This window comes from Microvirga makkahensis, assembly GCF_009830105.1.
Lineage (GTDB): Bacteria > Pseudomonadota > Alphaproteobacteria > Rhizobiales > Beijerinckiaceae > Microvirga > Microvirga makkahensis.
Map to the genome: position 1 here is coordinate 348,187 of NZ_WURB01000002.1, position 13,541 is coordinate 361,727.

General features: G+C 64.2%; 14 protein-coding genes. 1 reads left to right on the top strand and 13 read right to left on the bottom strand.

The features are described 5' to 3' along the window. The 11 genes from GR328_RS04530 to GR328_RS04580 form a co-directional block, all read right to left on the bottom strand. Window positions 1–711 carry an ABC transporter ATP-binding protein gene (locus GR328_RS04530; RefSeq protein WP_160883324.1) on the bottom strand — a complete coding sequence of 237 codons (711 nt, stop codon included), beginning with the start codon at window positions 709–711 and terminating at the stop codon, window positions 1–3. Further along, a complete protein-coding gene (locus GR328_RS04535; RefSeq protein WP_160883325.1) occupies window positions 708–1,481 on the bottom strand; it encodes an ABC transporter ATP-binding protein in 774 nt (257 codons plus the stop codon). Before GR328_RS04535 ends, GR328_RS04530 begins: the two co-directional genes overlap by 4 nt. Further along, window positions 1,478–2,461, bottom strand: coding sequence for a branched-chain amino acid ABC transporter permease (locus GR328_RS04540; protein ID WP_160883326.1), 984 nt, complete (start codon window positions 2,459–2,461; stop codon window positions 1,478–1,480). The genes GR328_RS04535 and GR328_RS04540 overlap by 4 nt, the downstream gene beginning before the upstream one ends. A gap of 10 nt (window positions 2,462–2,471) precedes the next feature. Continuing rightward, on the bottom strand, window positions 2,472–3,326 hold the full coding sequence (locus tag GR328_RS04545; RefSeq protein WP_160883327.1) for an ABC transporter permease subunit: 855 nt from the start codon (window positions 3,324–3,326) through the stop codon (window positions 2,472–2,474). A 70-nt stretch (window positions 3,327–3,396) separates the two neighbouring features. Further along, the gene (locus tag GR328_RS04550; protein WP_160883328.1) at window positions 3,397–4,602 is read right to left on the bottom strand and encodes an ABC transporter substrate-binding protein; all 1,206 of its coding nucleotides are present in this window, start codon (window positions 4,600–4,602) and stop codon (window positions 3,397–3,399) included. Window positions 4,603–4,994: 392 nt separating this feature from the next. Next, entirely contained in the window at window positions 4,995–6,287 is a 1,293-nt protein-coding gene (locus GR328_RS04555) for an NAD(P)/FAD-dependent oxidoreductase (protein WP_246215676.1), read from the bottom strand. Between the two features lie 77 nt (window positions 6,288–6,364). Continuing rightward, window positions 6,365–7,096 (bottom strand): cupin domain-containing protein, encoded by a 732-nt coding sequence (locus tag GR328_RS04560; RefSeq protein ID WP_160883330.1) that lies wholly within the window; start codon window positions 7,094–7,096, stop codon window positions 6,365–6,367. 117 nt (window positions 7,097–7,213) lie between these two features. Continuing rightward, a complete protein-coding gene (locus GR328_RS04565) occupies window positions 7,214–8,500 on the bottom strand; it encodes an NAD(P)/FAD-dependent oxidoreductase (protein ID WP_160883331.1) in 1,287 nt (428 codons plus the stop codon). A gap of 65 nt (window positions 8,501–8,565) precedes the next feature. Beyond that, window positions 8,566–9,297 (bottom strand): amino acid ABC transporter ATP-binding protein, encoded by a 732-nt coding sequence (locus tag GR328_RS04570; RefSeq protein ID WP_160883332.1) that lies wholly within the window; start codon window positions 9,295–9,297, stop codon window positions 8,566–8,568. Continuing rightward, the gene (locus GR328_RS04575) at window positions 9,294–9,947 is read right to left on the bottom strand and encodes an amino acid ABC transporter permease (protein WP_160883333.1); all 654 of its coding nucleotides are present in this window, start codon (window positions 9,945–9,947) and stop codon (window positions 9,294–9,296) included. Before GR328_RS04575 ends, GR328_RS04570 begins: the two co-directional genes overlap by 4 nt. Window positions 9,948–10,037: 90 nt before the next feature. Next, window positions 10,038–10,796 carry an ABC transporter substrate-binding protein gene (locus tag GR328_RS04580; RefSeq protein WP_160883334.1) on the bottom strand — a complete coding sequence of 253 codons (759 nt, stop codon included), beginning with the start codon at window positions 10,794–10,796 and terminating at the stop codon, window positions 10,038–10,040. A gap of 167 nt (window positions 10,797–10,963) precedes the next feature. Between GR328_RS04580 and GR328_RS04585 the strand changes: the two genes are divergently transcribed. Beyond that, the gene (locus GR328_RS04585; RefSeq protein ID WP_160883335.1) at window positions 10,964–11,560 is read left to right on the top strand and encodes a cupin domain-containing protein; all 597 of its coding nucleotides are present in this window, start codon (window positions 10,964–10,966) and stop codon (window positions 11,558–11,560) included. A gap of 76 nt (window positions 11,561–11,636) precedes the next feature. Here GR328_RS04585 and GR328_RS04590 read toward each other — a convergent pair whose 3' ends face one another. Both GR328_RS04590 and GR328_RS04595 read right to left on the bottom strand, forming a co-directional pair. Continuing rightward, window positions 11,637–12,554, bottom strand: coding sequence for a sugar phosphate isomerase/epimerase family protein (locus tag GR328_RS04590; protein ID WP_160883336.1), 918 nt, complete (start codon window positions 12,552–12,554; stop codon window positions 11,637–11,639). A 229-nt stretch (window positions 12,555–12,783) separates the two neighbouring features. Beyond that, the gene (locus GR328_RS04595; protein ID WP_160883337.1) at window positions 12,784–13,530 is read right to left on the bottom strand and encodes a glycerophosphodiester phosphodiesterase family protein; all 747 of its coding nucleotides are present in this window, start codon (window positions 13,528–13,530) and stop codon (window positions 12,784–12,786) included. Between the last annotated feature and the right edge of the window lie 11 nt (window positions 13,531–13,541).

The window sequence follows — 13,541 nt, forward strand, 5'->3', positions numbered from 1 at the left end:
TCAGTGAGCCTTCACGCCGAGATAGCGGTCCTTCGTCGCCTCATCGGCCGCGAACTCGTCATGCGTGCCGTGATAGACGACACGGCCGAGCTCCAGGATGTAGTGGCGATCGGCGAGCTCCGTACAGACGGCGAGGTTCTGCTCCACAAGCAGGATCGGGATTCCGGTCGCTCGGATCTTCCTGATCTGGTCGACGATCTCGTCGACGATGACAGGAGCCAACCCTTCGACGGGTTCGTCCAGCATCAGGAGCTTCGGCGCGTTGAGAAGGGCGCGGGCGATGGCCAGCATCTGCTGCTCGCCGCCGGAGAGCTGGCCGCCTCCGTTGCGGCGGCGCTCCTCGAGACGCGGAAAGATCCGGTACACGTCCTTGAGCGACCAGGGCGAGCCCTTCCGCTCCGCGATGCGCAGATTTTCCTCCACGCTGAGCAATCCGAAGATGCCGCGATGTTCGGGCACGAGGGCGAGGCCGCGCTGCGCGATCCGGTGAGGGCGCCATCCCGTGACGTCCGTCCCCGCGAAGCGCACGCGCCCGGCGCTCGGCGAGAGCAGGCCGCTGATGCTCTTCAGGGTCGAGGTCTTGCCCGCGCCGTTCCGTCCGAGCAGCGTCACCACCTCCCCTGCCCGCACCTCAAGTGTCACGCCCTGAAGGATATGGCTCTTGCCGTAATAGCCGTGCACGTTTTCGATTTCGAGCAATGCGGCGGTCATGCAATGTCACCCGTGATCATGTTGCCGAGATAGGCACGCCGCACTTCAGGGTCGTCGCGCACCAGGGCGGGCGGCCCCTCCACCAGCACGCGCCCTGCGCGCATGACCGTCACGGTATCGCTGATGTTCATGACGATGCCCATGTTGTGCTCGATGAAGAGCACCGTGTGATCGCGGCCCAAATCACGGATCAGGGCTTTCATCGCCTCCACGTCGTCGATCCCCATTCCCGATGTCGGCTCGTCGAGCAGGATCAGCCGCGGCTTCGCCGCGACCGCCATGCCGACTTCGAGCCGTCTCTGCTGCCCGTGCGAGAGCTCGCCCGCGGCCCTCTCCGACACATGAGCCAGCTCCAGGCGCTCCATCACCTCGTCGGCGACGGCGAGCGCACCGCCGCGCGGATCGACACCGCGCCAGGGTGCGAGCGCCTGCAGGGGCGTGCGCCCCTGAGCCGCGAGGCGCAGGTTCTCGCGGACGCTCAGGTTCTGGAAGAGGCTCGTCACCTGGAAGGAGCGCGCGATGCCAAGAGGCACCCTCTTGTCGTCGGAGACATGGGTGATGTCCCGCCCGTTAAGGGAGATCCGCCCGCTCGATGCGCGCACCCGGCCGGTGAGGGCATGGAACAGGGTGGTTTTTCCGGCGCCGTTCGGGCCGATCACGGAATGGATGGTGTTGGGCCGGATGGACAGCGTGACGTCCGAGAGGGCCACGAAGCTGCCGTAGCGGACGCCGAGGTTGTCGGCTGCAAGGATCGGAACCTGGGTGCTCATATGCTCCTCCCCTCGGATTCCGGCCGGACGGGAGCCTCGACGGGAGACTTGCGGCCGTTCTGGAGAGCCTCGACCAGCCGTTCGAGGAGCCCCCAGAGGCCCTTCTGCATGAAGAGCGCCACCACCACGAGAAGCCCGCCGAGAAGGAGAAGCCAGCGCGGCCAGATCGACGAGAGCAGATCCGATACGATCACATAGAACCCGGCGCCCAGCACGGAGGCGAACAGGTTTCCGCTGCCGCCGATGATCGTCATGATCAGGATGCTTTCGCTCATGTGGTATTCGATGCTCGACAGCGGCGCGACGCCGATGAGGAGGGCATGGAGCGCCCCAGCGAGCCCCGTCACCGCGCCGGAAACGGCGAAGGCCGTGATCTTGAAGAGCCTGACGGGAAAGCCGATGGCGCGTGCGCGCTCCTCGTTGTCGCGGATGGCGAGCAGAGTCCGCCCGAAGGTGGAGCTCGCGACCCGCTGCAGGGCCGCGAAGACCAACAGGAAGAGCACCGCGACGAAGGCGTAATAGGCCCAGGACTCCCCTAGAGCGAACGGTCCGATGGCGGGCCGGGGAATGTTGAGCAGACCATTGTCGCCGCCCGTCACGTCCTTGAATGTATAGGCGAGGAAGTAGAAGAACTGCGAGAAGGCCAGCGTCAGCATGACGAAGTAGACGCCCTGCCTGCGGATCGAGAGCCAGCCGACGCCCGTGGCGGCGACGGCGCCCGCGATGGTCGCGAGCGCGAGCGCCGCGCCGAGCGGGAGCGAGGTGTGCAGCAATGTCAGTCCGGCCGCATAGCTCCCGAGACCGAAGAAGATTCCCTGGCCGAAGGACAGAAGGCCCGTATAGCCCAGAAGCAGATTGCAGGCGGCCGCGGCCATGGCGAAGATCAGCACCTCGGACGCGAGCGTGCCCGATCTCATGAAGAGCGGGAGCGCGATGGCGACGAGCGCGGCGAGGACGAAATGGAGGGAAGCGCGGTTCATGACGGCTTCCTCATGCCCGGCCGAGCAGGCCGCGGGGCATCGTCAGGATGACGAGACCCATGCCGAGATAGATCATCAGGCGAGCCCCCTCGGGCCAGAGGGTCGCCATGACGCTCTGCACGATCCCCACCAGGAGGCCGGCGATGAGCGCGCCCGTGTAGCTGCCCATGCCGCCGATGACGACAACGACGAAGGCAATGCCGAGGGCCTCTACGCCCATGAAGGGCTCGACGCCGCGAATCGGTGCCGCGAGGGCTCCGGCGAGGCCCGCGAGGCCCGCGCCGAGAGCGAAGACGGCCGTGTTCACCCGCACGATGTCGATGCCGAGCAGCGAGACCATGTCGGTCGATTCCGAGCCCGCGCGCACCACCGCGCCGAGTCGCGTGCCCTCCAGGAGCCACCAGAGTCCGATGGCGAGAACGAGGGTCAGGCCGATGACGAAGAGGCGGTACTGCGGATAGATGAAGTCGCCCAGCATGAAGACGCCGCCGAGCACGTCCGGAGGCGAGACGTTTCCGCCCACCGGTCCCCACAGGATGATGACCAGTTCCTGCACCATCAGGGCAAGCCCGACGGTTACGAGGATGTGGAACGTGTGAGGCAGATGATAGATGCGCCGCAGGAGAACGGCTTCCGTCAGGGCGGCAAGCCCCGCAACGACGACTGGCGCCAGGAGAAGCCCCGCCCAGAAGTTCACGCCCCGCTCGGTCATGTCATAGACGAGATAGGCGCCCAGGAGGTAAAATGCGCCGTGGGCGAAATTCACGAAATGAAGCAGCCCGAAGATGATGCTCAGTCCTACCGCGAGCAGGAAGTAGAGCATTCCCAGGCCGATGCCGTTCACCAGCTGAAAAAGATAGATCACGCGGCCACCCGACGTTGGAACCGATCGCTATTGGAAAGGAGGGGACGGTGCGCGGCCGCCCCCGTAACGTTCAGGCCATCTTGCAGAGGGCTTCCTCCGGGGACTGGAAGGACTTGCCGAAGCTGATGATGTCGGCGTAGTCGTCCTTGTCCTTCATAGCGCTCTTGGCCTTGCCCTTGAGAAGGTAGTAGTTCTTGATGACCTGATGGTCTGCGGCGCGGATCTCCTCCTCGCCGGTGAGGCCCGCATATTTCATGCCCTCCATGGCCTTGACGACAGCCGGTCCATCCGTGCTTCCCGCCTTCGCGGCCGCGTCGATCAGGAGCTTCGTCGTCAGATAGGCGCTCGCGAAGGCGTAGTTCGGGTTCATCTTGTGTTTGGCCTGCACCTTGGCGACCAGCTCGCGATTGAACGGCGAGTCGATGCCATGCCAGTACTGCGCCCCGAAATAGACGCCTTCCATCAGATCGGGCCCGAGGGTCTCGAACTGTTCGAGGCCCGAGGCCCAGGCGAGCAGGATCGTCATGCGCTGCTTCATGCCGAAGCTGACGGCCTGACGAAGCGTGTCGGAGGATTGCGAGCCGAAATTGAGGATGAGGAGCGCATCGGGCTTGGCCGCCATGGCATTTGTCAGGTAGCCACTGAACTCCTTCTCGGTGAGCGAGTGGTAGCTGTTGCCCACGTGCTCGATTCCCTTCTCCTTGAAGATCGCCTTCGCGGCGTTGAGCAGGCCGTCGCCAAAGACGTATTGAGGCGTGATCGTGTACCACCGCTTCGCGTTGGGAAGCTGCTCGATGAGCGGACGCACCGTCTGCTCGATGGCGCCGAAGGTCGGCACGCTCCACCGGAACGTCGCCCTGTTGCACTCGGAGCCGGTGATCTCGTCGGCGCCGGCCGTGGTGATGAAGACACCGTTGCCCTTCGCGACCTCCTTGCCCATCGCGAGGGCTTCGGAGGACAGGATGCCGCCGGAGAACATCGTCACACCGCGCTCCATCGCTTCCTGCACCTTGCGCACGGCGGTGGCGGGCTTCCCTTCCGTGTCGATCTCCAGATAGCCGAGCTTGCGGTCGAGGATTTTGCCGACTTCCTCGACGATCATCGCGGTGCCCATGGAGCCGAACTTGCCGTTGGCGGCGAAGGGGCCGGACATCGGCAGCGGTGCACCGATGGTGATGGCCTCGCCGGCGGCAAAGGCCGGGCGAAGGCCTGCGGGCAGGAGCAGCGAGCCTGCGGTCAGAGAGGACAGTTTCAGCAGATCACGACGATTGAGCATGGATACCTCTGGTCATTTATTTGTTCTATTTATACGAATAGTTATCATAGAAACCGGGGTGTCAAGAGGCGTCGGAAGACGCCGCCGGGATTTTCCTGGCTGCGAAGTCATTCGAGATCAGGGGCTCAGGGGCTCAGGGGCTCAGGGGCTCAGGGGCTCAGGGGCTCAGGGGCTCAGGGGCTTTCGAGCCCAAGCAGGTCCATGCGCTTAAGGCAACCTTGCTCCGTCCAGGCAGCCCCATGATAAACTCGCAGCCGCAATGCTTGCGGCACCAGCACGCCCTGAGTCGAGGCAAGAAAAAGCCGGGCCAAGGGCCCGGCGACGTCGAGGTCCGGCAGTCCAGCCAAACTTCCCCCGGAGGAAATGCCCGATGAATCGATGCCGTTCCACCGTCAGGTCTTGCGCCGTGTCCGCGCCGCCAGCCGATCCTGAAGGGTCAGCCAGGCGAACACCGCAGGCATGAACCACGCCTTTCCGTTGAACAGCGGAACGGCCGCGGGCGGCCTGAAGTCGAGGGCGGAGCCGCCCTCGTCGAGGCCGAGCACCTGCATGGCGGCCTTCTGTCCGGCCCATCGCGCCCACACGACGCCCGACCCGCAATAGCCGGCCGCATACCGGATGCCGCGGCGGGAGAAGATCCTGGGCACCATGTCGCGATTCATGGCTACATGGCCGTACCAGCTATGCGTGATCTCGGTCCCGGCAAGCTCCGGGAACAGGTCGACGAGCGTGCGGCGGAGGGCTTCGGTCGGCCAGTCCGGCTCCCCGGCAATGGTGCCGTCCCGTCCGCCGAACAGGATCCGTCGGCCGTCCGGGGACGGGCGATAGTAATAGCTGAGCTGGCGCGTGTCGCTGCACATCATGCCTCGCGGCATCAGCCCGGCCATCAGGTCCGGCGGGAGAGGAGCGGTTGCGATGATCCGGCTGCGCACGGGAACCAGCCGGCGTCGGAGCCACCGGTCGGACGCGTCCGTGTAGCCGTTCGTCCCCACGATGACGTCCCGCGCGCGCACCCTGCCTCGCAAGGTCGTGACCTCGTAGCCGTCGCCCTGCGGGGTGATGCCGAGAACGGGGGTCTCGCCGTGGATCACGGCGCCCGCATCCCGGGCCAGCCGCTGCATGCCGGCATGCAGCTTGGCCGGGTGCAGACCGCCGATATCCATCCGGACATATCCGCCGTGATAGAAATCGGTGCCGAGAACAGTGCGCTGTTCGCTTCTCGGCACGGCATAGGCCTCGATTCCGAGCGTCCGGCGAAGATCCTCGGCGCCCCGGGCGAGCCCTTCGTAATCGCCCGGGGACGCCGCCCCCGTGAAACGCCCGACCAGCGTGAAATCGCAATCGATCCCCTCTTCGGCGATGAAGCGGTACAGATCCTCGCGGGCGACCTTGGCCTCGGCCTCGATCGCGGCGGCTCTCGCCTGTCCGAAGCGCCGGACCATGTCCGCACGGCCGAGGCGAAGATTGCCGCTCGTGATGCCGCCATTACGCGTGGAGGCGCCTTCTCCGGGCCGCTCCTTGTCGAAGACCTGCACCGAACGTCCGGCCCGTGCGAGGGAGATCGCTGCGCTGAGTCCCGTGTAGCCCGCTCCCACGATGACGACATCGCTGGCCGGCGCGATCGCTCGATGCTCGACGGGAGCGAGCGGCGCGGTTTCCCACCAGAGTGGCTTGCTGTGTGTCATCATGACCTCGTCCCGGTTTGATGTCCTCGGTTGTTGTCCCATCGATCCAGGCGCCGGCCCGACCGGCAGAGCAGATCTCAGCCGATGGTGCAGAACACCTTGCGGACCGTCACCTCGCTCGACCATGTATTCTCGGCGCCCGCAGGGACGATGATGGTATCGCCTGCATCGACGGTCCAGGAACGTCCGGACGGTTGGATGAACGTGACGGCGCCGGACAAGATGTGCATCAGTTCGCAATGGGCCGGTGTCAGGGCCTTGCGGGAATAGGGCGTGCATTCCCAGACGCCGACCTGGAGATCGCCCGAGGAAGCCTCGAACCAGACCCGGCTGTGCGCCGCAGGCGGCGGGCTGGTGACGAGCAACTCGCGGGCAGGTCCATGGGAGGCGGCGAGATCCGATTGCGGATCGATCTTGACGACCGCGGACGCCGGTTCACCTCGCAGGCCGGGAAAAATCATGAAGGTGCGGCTGACGGGACCCGGCTGCTTCCAGCGGATTGCGACGCCGGAGGGAAGAACGGCGCAGTCTCCCGCCCTCAGGGTGACGCATGTCCCGTCGCTTTGAAGCAGCGACAGTTCCCCGGTGTCGACAACCGTGAATTCCGTGTACGCGAGGACGACGTCTTCATCGCGCGGGCCCGACCGGCTGATGCCTGCGCGATAGCCCAGGGTTTCGTCGGACAGGTAATAGGTGCGCCCATCGGCCAGTGGATCGCCGTCGAGATCCGGAATGCGCAGCGGCGTCGCCGCGTCCGCAACGATGCCTGCGCGCAGATGCAGGCATAACGGCCTCTGGTCGTGTTCCATCGCGATGCTGATCCTCGAATGAGCGGCCTTGAAGGGTAAAAGGGCGGGGAAGCGCATCTGTGCTCCCTCTAGGAGACAGCGCATCGTTCATGCGGACCCGAAGGGCCGCACGATGCGCTAGAGTCCGCCGTCGTTGAGGCGGTACCAGGCAATGATGGCCGAGACGTAGAGCTTGTGAAGCGCATGGAACGGCAGCGGCCGTATCGGCGAGAGGGGGACCGGAAGCGCGCCCTCGTCGCCTGTGGCGACGTATTCCGCCATCGCCCGGCCCATGGCGGTCTGCATGCCGACCCCGCGCCCCTGGCAGCCGATGTCGATCAGAAGGCCCGGCGCGGGCTCGTGAAGATGGGGCATGAAATCCCGCGTGATCGCCACGCGGCCGCACCAGCGGTACTCGATGGGAACGTCTTTGACCTGCGGAAACATCTTGCCGACGATCCGTTCGAGATGCGCCCAATCCTCCGGCCCCTTCGGCTCACGGAACGGTCCCCGGCCGCCCATGAGCAGGCGCCCGTTGTGGTCGAGACGGAAGTAGAGCAGCAATTTGCGGGTGTCGGAGCTGACATGGCCCTCGGGCAGAATCGTGCGCCGCAGGTTGTCCGAGAGCGGCCTGGTCGCGATCTGGAAGGAGTTCGCCGGAATGATGGTTTCGTGCAGCCTCGGCCAGAGCCCGCTGGTGTATCCATTGGTGCAGAGAACCACGCGGTCTGCGGTGACAGTCGCTCCTGACGCGGTTTTCACCGTCCAGCGCCCCCTCTCCTGCGCAAGGCCGGTCGCAGGGGTTCGCGTATGAATGATCGCGCCGGCCTTCTGTGCGGCCCGCGCGAGACCCCGGGCGTAGCTCAGCGGCTGAATGCCCCCACCCCGCCCGTCGATCCAGCCGCCGACATAGCGCTCGGAGCCGAGGAGGCGCCCAGTCTCCGACTGATCGAGAATGCGAACCGGCGCGCCGCGCCGGCCCCACTGCTCTGCCCGGCGCCGGGCCTGGTCCATGCCCTCCTGCGTATGCGCGCCCTGGATCCAGCCGTTGCGGATATGGGGCACGTCCATGGCGTATTTGTCGATCAGGCCGAACACCGCATCGGCCGTGCCGCCACCGAACGCGATGAGCCGCTCGCCCCGCTCGCGGCCGAACTTGGCGATCAGTTCGTCGGGATCGTATTTCAGGCCGGGAATGACTTGGCCTCCATTGCGGCCCGAGCCTCCGAAGCCGACCTCCTGCGCTTCGAGCACGACCGGCTTAAATCCGCGCTCGGCCAGATGAAGTGCCGTCGACAGGCCCGCATAGCCGCCGCCGATCACGACGATCTCGGTCGAGAGCGAGGCCTCCAACCGCGTGGTCTGCGGCGGTGCGGCGGCTGTTGCCGCCCAAAGGGATGGCTCGAGAGGAAATGGGTTGGCCATGGGGCTTCTCGCAGGTCTAGGGCACTTATCGGCGAAAGGATTGACTCCACCTCGGTGAATCATCCCTAGAGCGGGTGCAGGACGCGTCTCAGGAAATCCTGAGTGCGCGCATGCTTGGGATCATTGAGGACGTCCTTCGCAGCCCCCTGCTCGACGATGACGCCGCCGTCGATGAACAGCACCCGGTCGGCGACTTCCTTCGCGAAGCCCATCTCGTGGGTGACGACCACCATCGTCATGCCGTCGTCCGCGAGCTTGCGCATGACGCCGAGAACCTCGCCCACCAGCTCCGGATCGAGGGCGGATGTCGGCTCGTCGAAGAGAATGGCCTTGGGCTGCATGGCGAGCGCGCGGGCGATGGCGACCCGCTGCTGCTGTCCGCCGGAGAGCTGCGGCGGATGGGCGTCGGCCTTCTCGGCTAAGCCGACCTGCGCCAGCAGCATGCGAGCCCGCTCGATGGCCTCTTTGCGCGGCTCCTTCTTCACGAATACCGGACCCTCGATGACGTTCTCGAGCACGGTGCGGTGCGGGAATAGATTGAAGCGCTGAAACACCATCGACACCTGCGTGCGGATGGAGACGATGGACGGCGCGTTACGGTCGACACGCTGCCCTTCGACGAGGATCTCGCCGCTGTTGTAGCTCTCGAGTCCGTTGATGCAGCGCAGGATGGTCGATTTGCCCGATCCGGATGGGCCGATGATGCAGACGACCTCGCCCTTCTCGACGGAGGCCGTGATCCCTTTCAGGACCTCGACGCTGCCGTAGCTTTTGCGGATGTCCCTCAGCTCGATCATGGGCGGCCTGCTTTCTTCTCGAAGTGACGAACAAAGAGGATGAGGGGAATGCTCATGACGAGATAAAGGAGCGCTACGAGCGTGAAGACGCTCGTGTTCTTGAAGGTGGAGGAGGCGATCAGCTTGCCCTGGAGGGCGAGTTCAGCCACGGTGATGGTGGATGCCTGGGACGAATCCTTCAGCATCATGATCATGGTGTTTCCATAGGGCGGCAGGACGAGCCGCACGGCCTGCGGCAGCACGACCCGGCGCATGGTCATCCACCAGCCCATGCCGATGGACTGGGCCGCCTCGATCTGTCCCTTGTCGATAGCTTCGATGCCCGCGCGGAAGTTTTCCGCCTGGTACGCCGAGTAGGCGATGCCCAAGCCGATAATCGCGGCCTGAAGTGCCGTCAGCGAGACGCCCAGATCCGGCATCACGAAGTAGATGTAGAACAGCTGGACGATAATCGGGATGCCGCGGATCACGTTGATGATGCCCGCGCTCGTCCGGGAAATGAGCTTGATGCTCGAGACGCGCATTATGGCCCATACAAGGCCCAGGAGCGTGGACAGGATGAGCGAGCCGATGGTGACGAGGATCGTCAGCCTTACGCCCTCAAGGAGAATAGGCAGAAACTCGGTGGCATCGCGCAGAAAGGCTTGCATGAGCGCGGGTATCCGGGGAGGTCAGAAGAAGAGGGAGCGGCGGCGCGTGAACCGCGCCACCGGATGTTGCAAGACTTGGAAAGCCAAGACTTAGGAAGCCTTGAGGCCCCACTTCGCGAGGATCTTGTCGATCGTGCCGTTCGCCTTCAGCTTGGCGAGCGATGCGTTGATCTTTGCAAGGAGTTCCTGATCGTCCTTGCGGGTGCCGATGCCCACGGAGCCGAGCATGGTGGATTTGTAGCTTTCGACGAGACGCGCCTGCGGGAACTGGCCCTGCTTCAGGCTGTAGGCAACCACCGGGTAATCGGCGAACCCCGCCTTGAGGCGGCCGGCATTCACATCCCGCATGATGTCGGGGATCGTATCGTAGATCTTCACCTCGGAGAACAGGCCGGCTTTCTTCAGCGGCTCGACGAAGGCGGTTCCGACCTGAGCCCCGACCGCCTCGCCCTTCAGATCGTCGAAGCCCGCATAGTCCTTCGTATCGGATTTCGGGACAATCAGCCCCTCGCCGTAAGTGTAGACCGGCTCGGAGAAGCTGATTACCTCCTTGCGCGCCGGCGTGATGAACATCGCCGCCGAGATCACGTCGATCTTCTTGGATGTCAGAGCGGCGATCAGGGACGAGAACTGCATCGGCTCGACCTGCACCTGGAAGCCGGCATCCTTGCCAATTTCCGTGATGATATCGACCATGACGCCCTGAATGGTGTTCGTCTTGGTGTCGAGGAAGGTGAAGGGTACGCTAGTCGGCGTCGAGCCGACCTTGACGACCTGTTGGGCGAAGGCAGGCGCCCCTGCGGCGAGAGCAAGCGAAAGACAGGCCGCTTGCAGGACGGATTTGAACATGGTGGTCTCCCTCGATTGCCACGACACGAAGGGGTCCCTTACCCCGTTATGATGATCGTGTTTGACATAATTTCACATTTATGAAAAAATTTCTGCATATTTCCTGAAGTAATGCAAGCGATTTTCACATAAGTGAAAAAGAGGGTACGGATCAAGGCAATTTCCGCGTGAGCAGCCAGAACACCAGCAATCCACCATCCGAGAGACTCGTCGATCAGGCGGTTGGGCGCCGGCTTCGCGACCTCCGCCGCTTACGCGGCCTTTCGCTTGAGACCGTCGCAGCGCGCGCAAGCCTCTCGGTCGGCTTCATCAGCCAGATCGAGCGCGGTTTGTCCTCCCCGTCATTGCGGGTTCTCGCGACCCTGGCCGACGTGTTCGAAGTGAGCATCGCCGCGCTGTTCGATGCGGCTCCCCTGGAGAGCAGTCCCGAACAGATCGTCAGGCGGGAGCACGAGCGCGCAGAGCTCAATCTGTGGCGATCCGGCATTTCGAAGCAACTGTTGAGCCCCAAAGGGTCGGACGGCCGTCTCAACCTGTTCCTGATCTTCCTGGAGCCGGGGGCCAGCACCGGCGACGAGCTTTATACTCACGACGGCGAAGAGGCCGGCGTCGTTCTCGAAGGCGAGATGGTGCTGACCGTCGATTCCGCCACAATGACACTCGGCAAAGGCGACAGCTTCCGCTTCGCCAGCCGCAGGCCGCATCGCTTCGGCAATCCGTCCGATAGCAGCAGGGCGCTCGTCCTGTGGGTGAACTGCGTCTGAGCGGCCCGGTGCGTCTGAACGTGAAGGTGGGATCTGCCGCGGCGTTCTTGATCGTGGGACCGGGAGGCGGAACAGCTCAGGCTGCGGCGTCCATGGCCGTCCGGGCCTTCGCGGCCAGAGTCTTGGTTGTATCGACGCAGGCCTGACCGACGTGCCAGTATCGATCCTGCAGCTCGATGTTGAACACGACACCCTGCGGGAAGACGCAGGACGACATCAGCGCATCCCAGGGAATATCGCCCCACCCGACCGGCAGATGAAGATCGCCATGGCCGTAGGCGAGCCGCTCACCCTGCGTGAACATCCAGATGTCGTCTTGGCGGCCGAAGGAATCGTGTACGTGCAGATGCTTGGCGAAGGGTGCGAGCGCCGCGCATTCCGACACGAGATCGCCTCCGGTAAAGGAGAGATTCAGATAGGCATGGCTGAAATCCAGCGTCGCCACGACATGGCCATGCCCGATCGCCTCGAGCTCGCGGGCGAGCCGTGAGGGGCTCGCGGTATGGACCTTGCCCTCATAGCCGCCGAAGAGGTTCTCCACGCACAATATTATGTCGTGCTGTTTCGCGACGTCGCCGGCACGCGCCAGCCATTCCCGTTGCCGGGCGTAAGCCTCTTCGATCCCGTCGTTCTGCGTCACCCCGATCAGGCCGGAATGCATGACGTAGTGCACGGCACCCAACTCTGCGGAAATCTCCAGCGAGGCCTGCAGGACCTCGAAATGGCGCCGGTTGCGGAACGGCGCATCGAAGAAGTTGACTGCCAAAGGCCCATGAACGGTATAAATCACCTCGCGCCCGGCGCAGATCGCCTTGAGTGACTCAAGCTGATCCCTGCGAATGCGGCCGCCGACGATGAGATCGAGGTCGAAGATCGGCAGCTCGATCGTGTCCACACCGAAAGCCAGAGCCCGATCGAGGTTTCGGGCGAACTCGCTGAGGTCGGGCTTGCCGGACTTGGCCGAGATACCGGTGCCGAGAACATGCTGTGTCATCGAGAAGAACTCCTTCGGAGCGAAGGGCGGCGGCGCCGGCCGGGACGATCCAGACAAAGCCGCCTCAGCTGCCATGCCCTCCCGGTATTCTCGGCTTTCGGCCTTCGCCGTACCGACGTAGGAAAGATGCGTGACGGCGGGATGAAGCCCGCAAGACACGAGCATGACATACAATGGACTTGCGCTCCGCATACGGCCGGCGGCCCTCCATCCGGTACCGCCAGATGCTCTAGGCCGCCTGCAATCCGAGGGCCAGGTCAGGGCTGTCCGAGGTCACATAACCGATCTCTGTGCCGAGCCAGTGCCGCAACCGCTCCTCGTCGTTGACGGTCCAGACGCACAGCCTTTCCCTCGGATGGGCAGCGACGATACGGCTCCATTCAACGTCCATCAGCTCATGATGAACCGCGATGATGTCGACCAGCGGTTTCGCCTTCGTCAGGAAGGCCTCCATCCCTCCTGTCCTCTGGGCCCAATCGGCATTGACCGATAAGAGCCGCCTGATCTCGGGAGCGTACCGACGGCACGCCTCCAGAACCGTCATGTCGAAGCAGGTCAACCAGGCACGATCGGCAACCTCATAGCGGCGGAGCATGTCCGCAGCCCTTTCGACGAGACCGGGATAAGGCCGTCCGTTCCCATCGTGCTTGATCTCGACATGCACCAGCACGTCTTGATGGGGAGCGAGGACGCCGAGCACCTCTTCGAGAACGGGAATTCGATCGTCCACCAGACCCTCGGGCCCCTTGAGCCGCACCGTCCTGCGCTCATCGGCGCTCAGGGCTCTGACCGGACCTCTTCGATCGGTCGTCCGGTCCAGAGTAGCATCATGAATGACCAGAAGCTCACCCGAATCGCTGAGATGCAGGTCCAGCTCGACCGCCTTCACGCCAAGCTCCAGAACGTTGCGGAACCCCGTGAGCGAGTTCTCTGCCCAGAGATTGCGTGCGCCACGATGGCCGATGATTACCGTCATCGTTCTGTCCT